Below are 9,834 nucleotides of genomic sequence, written 5' to 3'. Positions count from 1 at the left end.
GCGGCATCATCACGGCCCTGAAGGCCGCCGGTCTCTCCACCCTTCCCCCGGTCACCGGCCAGGACGCCGAACTCGCCGGAGTCCAGCGCATCGTCGCGGGCGAGCAGTTCATGAGCGTCTACAAGCCGTACGTCCAGGAAGGCCCGATCGCGGCCGAGATGGCCGTCGCGCTGGCCAAGGGTGAGAAGCTGGACTCGATCGCGAAGTCCAAGGTCGACAGCCCGACCACCAAGGGCGTCCCGTCGGTGATCCTCCCGGTCGTGTCGCTGACCAAGGACAACATCAAGGACACCGTCATCAAGGACGGCATCTACAAGGTCGACGAGATCTGCACCTCGAACTACAAGGCCGCCTGCGACACGCTCGGCCTGAAGTAGTCCCCCGCCGGAACCCCGCGCACACGCTGTGCGCGGGCCCCGGCCCCCGAAGCCCCTCCGGCGCCCCGCCCTCCTTCTCAGCCCCCGCTATCGGGCGGGGCGCCGGACGGAACGCTTCTCCTCCTCGTTCTCTTCTGCTCAAACCTCCGCGCCCCCCTCCTCGGGCGCGGCATCCCCGCCGGTCAGGCGGCGAAGGAGATGGTTCACGTGTCCGCTACGCCCGTGCTGGCGTTGCGCGGGGTCTCCAAGCGGTTCGGTGCCGTTCAGGCGCTCACCGACGTAGAGCTTGAGGTCCACGCCGGTGAGGTGGTCGCCCTGGTGGGCGACAACGGAGCCGGAAAGTCCACGCTGGTCAAGACGATCGCGGGTGTGCACCCCATCGATGACGGCGTCATCGAGTGGGAGGGCCGCGGCGTACAGATCAACAAGCCGCACGACGCCCAGGCGCTCGGCATCGCGACCGTCTACCAGGACCTCGCGCTCTGCGACAACATCGACGTCGTCGGCAACCTCTACCTCGGCCGGGAGCTGCGCAAGCGCGGCATCCTCGACGAGGTCGAGATGGAGCGCCGCTCGCGCGAGCTGCTCACCACGCTCTCGATCCGCATCCCCAGCGTCCGCATCCCGATCGCGTCGCTCTCCGGCGGCCAGCGCCAGACCGTCGCCATCGCCCGCTCGATGCTCGGCGAGCCCAAGCTCGTCATCCTCGACGAGCCGACCGCGGCCCTCGGTGTCGAGCAGACCGCGCAGGTCCTCGACCTGGTCGAGCGGCTGCGCGAGCGTGGTCACGCCGTCATCCTCATCAGCCACAACATGGCCGATGTGAAGGCCGTCGCGGACAAGGTCGCCGTGCTGCGCCTGGGCCGCAACAACGGCGTCTTCGACGTCAAGACCACCTCGCAGGAAGAGATCATCTCCGCCATCACCGGCGCCACGGACAACGCCGTGACCCGCCGTGCGGCGCGCAACGCGGAGGTTCAGAAGTGAGCACCGACAAGACCTCCCCCGTGGACAAGGCCGAGGCGGCGGACCCGACCGCCCCCATCCACCTCGACAAGCCGCACGAGGCCCCCGTGGACGCCCCGCCGGCCGCGGGCGAGGCGGTCACCGCCGTCGACCCGCGCCTGCTCGTGCGCGAGCAGGGCTTCGCGGGCTACGTGTCCGAGTTCAAGCGCAAGATGAAGGCGGGCGACCTCGGGTCGCTGCCGGTCGTCGTCGGCCTGATCGTCATCATGGCGATCTTCCAGAGCCTGAACTCGAACTTCCTGACCGCCGGCAACCTCTCCGACATCTCGGTCGCCATGGTCGGCACCGGCATGATCGCCACCGGCATCGTCTTCGTGCTGCTGCTCGGCGAGATCGACCTCTCGGTCGGCTCGGTCAGCGGTGTCGCGGGCGCCACCTTCGCGGTGCTCAACGTCACCCACGGCATGGCCGAGTGGCTGGCCCTGGTCCTGGCCGTCCTCACCGGCACGGTCGCCGGCGCCATCCACGGCTTCGTGTTCGCCAGGATCGGCGTCCCCGCGTTCGCCGTGACCCTGGCCGGTCTGCTCTTCTGGAACGGCTTCATGCTCCAGATCCTGGGCAGCAACGGCACGATCAACCTGGACTCCGAGGGCCTGGTCGCCAAGCTGACCAGCTACTACTTCACCGATGTGGCGGCCGCCTACGGCCTGGCCGTGGTCGCGGTGGCGGCCTTCTTCCTCACCTCGCTCCTGGACAGCCGGCGCCGCGAGGCCGCCGGGGTGCCCTCGCGCCCGCTCAGCGAGATCGTGCTGCGCACGGTCCTGCTCGCCGTCCCGGCCGTCGGCGCCGCCGCCGTCTACAACCAGTACAAGGGCCTCCCGCTCGCGGTGGTGCTCTTCCTGGCGGTCCTGGTCCTCACCGACTTCGTGCTCCGGCGCACCGCGTACGGCCGCAAGGTCTTCGCGCTCGGCGGTTCCATCGAGGCCTCGCGCCGCGCCGGTATCAACGTCGTGATGATCCGCACCTCGATCTACGCGATCTCCGGCACCTTCGCGGCCATCGGCGGCCTCTTCCTCGCCTCGAAGATCACCGCGGCCAACCAGGGCGCGGGCAGCGGCGAGCTCCTGATGAACGCCATCGCGGCGGCCGTCATCGGCGGCACCAGCCTCTTCGGCGGCCGCGGCCGCACCTGGAACGCGCTGCTCGGTGTGCTGGTGATCACGTCGATCCAGTACGGCCTGGCCCTTCAGGGCATCGCCTCGCCGATCCAGTACATGATCACGGGTGGCGTACTGCTCGCGACCGTCGTGATCGACGCGGTGACCCGCAAGACCCAGAAGTCCGCCGGTCGCGCCTGACGGCGCCCCGCATCCCCTCCCGTCCCCTGCGGGGCAAGGGGGGAGACCACCGACGGACCACGGCTGTGCCCGGCGCCCCTCGCGGCGCCGGGCACAGCCGTGCGCGGGCGCGGATGTCAGCCATTCGAGTGGCGTCGAACGCACCGCCCGATGACCGCCGTCGCGGACGGAACATTAGACTCGGCCAAATCGGCATGCTCGACCAGCACGGATGCAAGGAGGCACGGGTGCCGCTGCTTACCCGTATCAGGGGACCGCGCGATCTCGACCGGCTCAGCCCGGAGCAGCTGGACCAGCTGGCCGCTGAGATCCGGACCTTTCTCGTGGACGCGGTCTCCAAGACCGGCGGGCACCTCGGCCCCAACCTGGGTGTCGTGGAGCTCACCATCGCTCTGCACCGCGTCTTCGAGTCGCCCAAGGACAAGGTCCTGTGGGACACCGGCCACCAGAGCTATGTGCACAAGCTGCTCACCGGCCGCCAGGACTTCTCCAAGCTGAAGATGAAGGGCGGCCTCTCCGGCTACCCCTCGCAGGCCGAGTCCGAGCACGACGTCATCGAGAACAGCCACGCCTCCACCGTGCTGGGCTGGGCCGACGGCCTGGCCAAGGCGAACGAGGTCCTCAAGCGGGACGACCACGTCGTCGCGGTCATCGGCGACGGCGCGCTCACCGGCGGTATGGCCTGGGAGGCGCTGAACAACATCGCCGCCGCCAAGGACCGCCCGCTGGTCATCGTCGTCAACGACAACGAGCGCTCCTACGCGCCGACCATCGGCGGCCTCGCCAACCACCTGGCGACCCTGCGCACCACCGACGGCTACGAGCGGTTCCTGGCCAAGGGCAAGGACCTCCTGGAGCGCACCCCGGTCGTCGGCAGGCCGCTCTACGAGACGCTGCACGGCGCCAAGAAGGGGCTCAAGGACTTCATCGCCCCCCAGGGCATGTTCGAGGACCTCGGCCTGAAGTACGTCGGCCCGATCGACGGCCACGACATCGAGGCGCTGGAGTCCGCGCTGACCCGCGCCAAGCGCTTCGGCGGCCCGGTCATCGTGCACTGCCTCACCGAGAAGGGCCGCGGCTACCAGCCCGCCCTCGCGGACGAGGCCGACCGCTTCCACGCCGTCGGCAAGATCCACCCGGACACCGGTCTGCCGGTCTCCACCTCGGGTCTCGACTGGACCTCGGTCTTCGGCGAGGAGATGGTCAAGCTCGGCAGGGAGCGCGAGGACATCGTCGCGATCACCGCGGCCATGCTCCAGCCGGTCGGCCTCGACAAGTTCGCCAAGGCCTTCCCCGAGCGGGTGTACGACGTGGGCATCGCCGAGCAGCACGCCGCGGTCTCCGCGGCTGGCCTGGCCACCGGCGGCCTGCACCCGGTCTTCGCCGTCTACGCCACCTTCCTCAACCGTGCCTTCGACCAGGTCCTGATGGATGTGGCCCTGCACAAGTGCGGGGTGACGTTCGTCCTGGACCGGGCAGGCGTCACCGGCACCGACGGCGCCTCCCACAACGGGATGTGGGACATGTCGATCCTCCAGGTCGTCCCCGACCTCAGGATCGCGGCCCCGCGCGACGCCGACCAGGTGCGCGCGCAGCTGCGCGAGGCCGTGGAGGTCGAGGACGCCCCGACCGTGGTGCGCTTCTCCAAGGGCGCGGTCGGCCCCGCCGTCCAGGCCGTCGGCCGGGTCGGCGGTATGGACGTGCTGCGCGAGGCGGGGGCGGAGCGCCCCGACGTGCTCCTGGTGTCGGTGGGCGCGCTCGCCCCGATGTGCCTGGAGATCGCCGACCTGCTGGACGCCCAGGGCATCTCGACGACCGTGGTCGACCCGCGCTGGGTCAAGCCCGTCGACGAGGCGATGGCCCCGCTCGCCGAGACCCACCGGGTCGTCGTCACCGTCGAGGACAACAGCCGCGTCGGCGGGGTCGGCTCGGCCGTCGCCCAGGCGCTGCGCGACGCGGGCGTGGACGTGCCGCTGCGCGACTTCGGCATCCCGCCGCGCTTCCTCGACCACGCCTCCCGCAAGGAGGTCATGGCCGAGATCGGGCTGACCGCGCCGGACATCGCGCGCCAGGTCACCGGCCTGGTCGCCAAGCTCGCCGGCCTGGAGAGCGCGAGTGCCGTGGAACCCGCGCGCGACTGACGCCTCCCGCACGCGGCCGCCACCGGCGCCGCGCACCGGTCAACGGGCCGGTTCGATCGCCCTGTACGGGTGGTTGAACCGGCCCAATCGCGTGAATTACGGCCGCCGCCCGGTACCCGTACCGCTCCACGTCCCGATCATGGCGGGGACATGAGCTAGCGGAGGTGCACAAGGTGGCTGGTACCGGTCTGTTTCGGACCAAATCAATTGAGAAGTCCATCGCGGACACGGAGGAACCGGAGCACGCACTCAAGAAGTCGCTGTCGGTACTGGATCTGACGGTCTTCGGTGTCGGTGTCATCATCGGCACCGGCATCTTCGTCCTCACCGGAAAGGTCGCCAAGGAGAACGCGGGACCCGCGGTCGCCCTCGCGTTCGTGGCGGCCGGTGTCGTCTGCGCGCTGGCGGCGCTGTGCTACGCCGAGTTCGCCTCCACCGTCCCGGTGGCCGGGTCCGCGTACACGTTCTCGTACGCCTCGCTCGGCGAGCTGCCCGCCTGGACCATCGGGTGGGACCTGGTCCTGGAGTTCGCCCTCGGCACCGCCGTGGTCGCCGTCGGCTGGTCGGGGTACGTCCGCTCGCTGATGGACAACGCGGGCTGGCACCTGCCGGACGCGCTGGCCGGGCGCGAGGGCGCGCACGGCTTCGGCTTCGACATCCTCGCCGCCGCCCTCGTCCTGGTGCTGACCGCCATCCTGGTCTTCGGCATGAAGCTTTCCGCGCGCGTCACCTCGGTCGTCGTGGCCATCAAGGTCACCGTCGTCCTGATCGTGATCATCGCGGGCGCGTTCTTCATCAAGTCCGACAACTACAAGCCGTTCGTCCCCAAGGCGCAGCCGCAGGAGGCGGGGGGCAACCTCCAGGCGCCGCTGATCGAGCTGATGTCGGGGTACGCGCCCACCAACTTCGGTGTGATGGGCATCTTCACCGCCGCCTCCGTCGTCTTCTTCGCCTTCATCGGCTTCGACATCGTGGCGACGGCCGCCGAGGAGACCAAGAACCCGCAGCGGGACATGCCGCGCGGCATCCTCGGCTCGCTCTTCATCTGCACCGCGCTGTACGTCGCCGTCTCCATCGTCGTCACCGGTATGCAGCACTACAGCCGGCTCTCCATCGACGCCCCGCTCGCGGACGCCTTCAAGGCCACCGGCCACCCGTTCTACGCGGGCGTCATCAGCTTCGGCGCCGCCGTCGGCCTCACCACGGTCTGCATGATCCTGCTGCTCGGCCAGACCCGGGTGTTCTTCGCGATGAGCCGGGACGGGCTGCTGCCCCGCTTCTTCTCCCGCGTCCACCCCCGCTACCGCACCCCGCACCGCCCGACCATCCTGCTCGGCGTGATCATCGCCGTCCTCGCGGGCTTCACCAGCCTCAGCGAGCTGGCCGAACTGGTCAACATCGGCACCCTCTTCGCCTTCGTCGTCGTCGCGATCAGTGTGATCATCCTGCGGCGCACCCGGCCCGATCTGCACCGCGCCTTCCGCACCCCGCTGGTGCCCTGGGTGCCGATCCTGTCGGTGGCGGCCTCGCTGTGGCTGATGCTCAACCTGCCCGCGGAGACCTGGCTGCGGTTCGGGATCTGGATGGTGATCGGCTTCGTCGTCTACTTCCTGTACGGGCGCTCCCACAGCCGTATCAACGCAGAGTGACGGCTGCCGGTTCCCGGAGTTGATCGCCCGGCCCCGTATGTCCCGCTTCGGCCGGAACTGCGGGGCCGGATAGCGTGCATCCCGTGCACCGTACGCCCACCGGCCCCCTCGCCCCGTCACCCTCCGTACGTACGTCACGGGTGCCGCGGCCGCGTGCGGAGCCGGTGCCCGGGCGCCGCGCCGGGTACTGGACGCGGCTGCTGCCCGCCCTCGCCGCCCTGGCCGTCCTGACCCGGCTGCCCTCCTTCCGGCACTCCCTGTGGAACCCCGACGAGGGCTACCTCGCCGTCCAGGCCCGCCAGCTCGCCGCCGGGGGAGCGCTGTACGACACGGTCGTCGACCGCAAGCCGCCGCTGCTGCCCTGGCTGTACGAGGCCGCCTTCGCGCTGTTCGGCGACGCCTCGCTGGGCCCCCTGCGGATCGCGGCGGTCGGCGCACAACTGCTCACCGCCGTCCTGCTCGCCTCCACCGCCCGTCGCCGCTGGGGCGACCGGGCGGGCCGGGTCGCGGGCGTGCTCCATCTGCTCGTCTCCATCGGCCTCAACCCCGAGGACACCCAGGCGGCCACCTTCGAGGTCTTCATGCTGCCGTTCACCGTCGCGGCCGTGCGCTGCGCCGACCGGGGCCAGTGGGCCCGCGCCGGGCTGGCCGTCGCCGGGGCCTTCCTCACCAAGCAGACCGGCGGCGCGGCCCTCGTCCCCGTCCTCTGGCTGCTGTGGCGCACGGCCTCCCCGCGCCGCGCCGCCCTGCTGCGCACCGGCGCGGGACTGTGCGGCCCGGTCCTGCTCGGCGCGCTCCTCACCGGCCCGGCCGGGTTCCTGTTCTGGACCGTCACCGGCTCCGGCGCCTACGCCTCCTTCACCGGCTCCGAACTCCACGTCCTGGCCCGGGGGCTGGCCAACACCGCGCTGCTCGCCCTCGCCTGCGCCGGGCTGGTCCCGCCGGTGGTGCGGGTGCTGCGGATCGCCCGCACCGGCGCCGCCGACGTGTGGCTTTGGCTCGCCTCCTCGGCCGGGGCCGTCCTCACCGGCTTCCACTTCTTCGGCCACTACTACCTCCAGCTCGTCCCGCCGCTGGTGCTGCTGGCCGCCGCCGCCCTCCAGATCCTCCCGCCGCGGCGCCTGACGGCCGCGCTCCTCGCCTCCGCCTGCGCCTGCGCGCTCTTCCTGACCTGGGGGCTGCTCGCCCCGCGCCCCGAACTGGCCCATGCCGAGCGCCTGGCCGCGGCCGTACGGGAGCGCTCGGCGCCGGACGAGCCGGTCCTGGTGTGGGGGATACACCCCGAGACGTACTGGCTCGCGGGCCGCGCCCCCGCCACCCGCTATCTGACCGCCGGGCTGCTCACCAACTACAGCGGCGGCCGCGACGGACCCCAGGTGGGCGAGCGCTACGGCGTGGAGGGCTCCTGGCGCGTCTTCCGCGCCGAGCTGGCCGTCCGGCCGCCGGTGCTGATCGTCGACGACTCCCGGGGCGAGCCGTACGCCCCCGAGCGCCTTCCCAGTCTGCGCCGGCTGCTGGCGGCCCACTACGAGCCGCTCGCCGGGACGGTCGACGGGGCCGTGCTGTACGTCCGCGTTCAGTCCGCGCCGTCCGCCTCCCCGGCGGGCTGACGCACCGCCCGCGGACCCACGCAGCGCGCCCCGTGCGCCTCCACCCGGCGGCGCAGCTCGCGGTCGGCCGTCACCACCAGGCAGGGGCGGTCCGGGGCGCGCCCGGCGGCCAGCTCCACGATCCGGTCGTCACCGCTGCCGGGCGCCGACTCCACCCGTACGCCCGCCACCGGCTCCACCCCGCGGGCCGCGCCCTCGACCACCAGGACCAGGTCGACGGGGCCCGGATGGCCCGGCAGACCGCTCTCGGAGTAGCCCGCCAGACGGTCCCGCAGCCGCTCCGCCGCTCCGCGCCGGTCGCGCCACCAGCCGTCCGGAACCGAGCCCACCACATTGGCCGCGTCCACGATCACCAGCGAGGTCGTACCCATCCCGGAAGGGTGCCACGGAGCGGGGGAAAATCGCACGTCGGACCGGGGAAATCCGGTGAAATCCGGGCTGCGGGGCGAGTGTTATTGTCGCTGGGTCTCATGGTGTGTCGCATCCGGCCGCTCATCGCGGATCTGGTAGGGAAAGGTGGTCGGTGAGCCATGGCGTTCAAGCCTGCGCGTACCTCGAAGGGGCAGGCCGGCCCGGAGCGCGAGACGCCCGCCGCCGCCCCCGTCACCTCGCCCGGCCCCGTCCCGGCCCCCGCCCTGCCCGACGGCTCCCCGGCCGTCACCGGCTGGCTGCTGCGCGGCAAGGACGGCCGGCTGACCGCGTACGCGCCGGCCGCGGGCGGTGTGCTCCGCTGGACCGAGACGCGCCCCGGCGGCCCCGAGTGGAGCGGCCCCGAACTGGTCGCCCCGGCGGCCGGACTCGACCCGCGCCTGACCGTCGCCCAGGGCGCCGACGGCTATGTGCACCTGGTCGCGCTGCGCCGCACCACGACGCCCGCGGGCGAGGCCAGGACGGACGTCGTCCACGCCATCCAGTACCAGTCGGGCCGCCCGGTCAAGGACTGGTATCCGCTCGGCACGCCCTACCGCGACCAGGACAAGGCCGCCGCGGTCGGCCACCCGGCCGCCGTCGTCGACTCCGCCGACAACCTGTGGGTCTTCCTCCGCAACGCCGGGGGCGGGCTCTGCGCCCGCGGCCAGCTGTCCTCCGGCAAGTGGGGCAACTGGAAGGACCTCAAGGGCTCCGGCTCGTACGGGACGGTCTGCGCGAGCACGGCCGACGAGGGCCTCATCGAGGTACTGGCCCCGGCCCGGCGCGGGGTGATGCGCTGGAGGCGCAGCCCCGGCGCCAACGAGTTCGAGCAGGTGCCCGACCTCAAGCTCCAGGTGGCGGACGGGTCGGTGAGCGCCCAGCACACCGGCGAGGGCCGGATCACCTTCTTCTGGCGCGAGTCCGAGGACGGCGAGGTCCGGGCCTTCCGCGAGGACCTCCCGGCGGCCGCGCTGGGCGGCGCCTCCAACGGCCCGGTCGCCGTGCTGCGCACCCCCGTCGACGGCCACGACTGCACGCTGATGGCCCAGCGCGGCCCCGACGGCCGCCCGGCGCTCGCCGCCTACCCCACGGAGGCCGAGTCGGCCGGCGCGGTGTGGGCCTCCACGGGCGAGGTGTGCGCCGGGGTGCCGGCGCTCGCCATCGACGCCGTGGGGCGGGTCGTCCTCGCCGCCTTCGGCACCGACGGACGGCTGCGCGTCACCCGGCAGAAGACCACCGAGCCGGGCCTGGCCCTGGAGCCCTGGACGGCCGTCTGACGCCCCGTCGGCCCGTCGGCCGACCCGGACACGCCAGGAGGCCCC

At 72.1% G+C, this 9,834-nt stretch carries 8 protein-coding genes; 7 read left to right on the top strand and 1 reads right to left on the bottom strand.

The window, feature by feature from the left end:
- The 6 genes from ABZ404_RS38170 to ABZ404_RS38145 all read left to right on the top strand — a co-directional run.
- The coding region (locus tag ABZ404_RS38170; protein WP_358835252.1) for a substrate-binding domain-containing protein at window positions 1–377 on the top strand (377 nt) is incomplete at its 5' end.
- 198 nt (window positions 378–575) lie between these two features.
- Window positions 576–1,364 carry an ATP-binding cassette domain-containing protein gene (locus ABZ404_RS38165; protein WP_190091470.1) on the top strand — a complete coding sequence of 263 codons (789 nt, stop codon included), beginning with the start codon at window positions 576–578 and terminating at the stop codon, window positions 1,362–1,364.
- An 86-nt stretch (window positions 1,365–1,450) separates the two neighbouring features.
- Window positions 1,451–2,701, top strand: a complete 1,251-nt coding sequence (locus tag ABZ404_RS38160; protein ID WP_358835254.1) for a sugar ABC transporter permease — start codon at window positions 1,451–1,453, stop codon at window positions 2,699–2,701.
- A 227-nt stretch (window positions 2,702–2,928) separates the two neighbouring features.
- Window positions 2,929–4,842 (top strand): 1-deoxy-D-xylulose-5-phosphate synthase, encoded by a 1,914-nt coding sequence (dxs, locus tag ABZ404_RS38155; protein ID WP_358835251.1) that lies wholly within the window; start codon window positions 2,929–2,931, stop codon window positions 4,840–4,842.
- Window positions 4,843–5,015: 173 nt separating this feature from the next.
- On the top strand, window positions 5,016–6,491 hold the full coding sequence (locus ABZ404_RS38150; RefSeq protein ID WP_358835250.1) for an amino acid permease: 1,476 nt from the start codon (window positions 5,016–5,018) through the stop codon (window positions 6,489–6,491).
- A 140-nt stretch (window positions 6,492–6,631) separates the two neighbouring features.
- The gene (locus ABZ404_RS38145; protein ID WP_358835253.1) at window positions 6,632–8,101 is read left to right on the top strand and encodes a glycosyltransferase family 39 protein; all 1,470 of its coding nucleotides are present in this window, start codon (window positions 6,632–6,634) and stop codon (window positions 8,099–8,101) included.
- Here ABZ404_RS38145 and ABZ404_RS38140 read toward each other — a convergent pair.
- Complete coding sequence (locus ABZ404_RS38140) at window positions 8,068–8,472, bottom strand: NTP pyrophosphohydrolase (protein ID WP_358835249.1); 405 nt, start codon at window positions 8,470–8,472, stop codon at window positions 8,068–8,070. The genes ABZ404_RS38145 and ABZ404_RS38140 overlap by 34 nt on opposite strands.
- 159 nt (window positions 8,473–8,631) lie before the next feature.
- On the opposite strand from ABZ404_RS38140, the gene ABZ404_RS38135 reads away from it, so the two are divergent.
- On the top strand, window positions 8,632–9,789 hold the full coding sequence (locus ABZ404_RS38135; protein WP_358835248.1) for a hypothetical protein: 1,158 nt from the start codon (window positions 8,632–8,634) through the stop codon (window positions 9,787–9,789).
- The last annotated feature ends 45 nt before the right edge of the window (window positions 9,790–9,834 follow it).

Origin of the sequence: Streptomyces sp. NPDC005878 (assembly GCF_040629815.1) — a bacterium.
Lineage (GTDB): Bacteria > Actinomycetota > Actinomycetes > Streptomycetales > Streptomycetaceae > Streptomyces.
The sequence above is the reverse complement of the archived record's forward strand: the minus strand, read 5'-3'. Positions and strand labels throughout refer to the sequence as shown.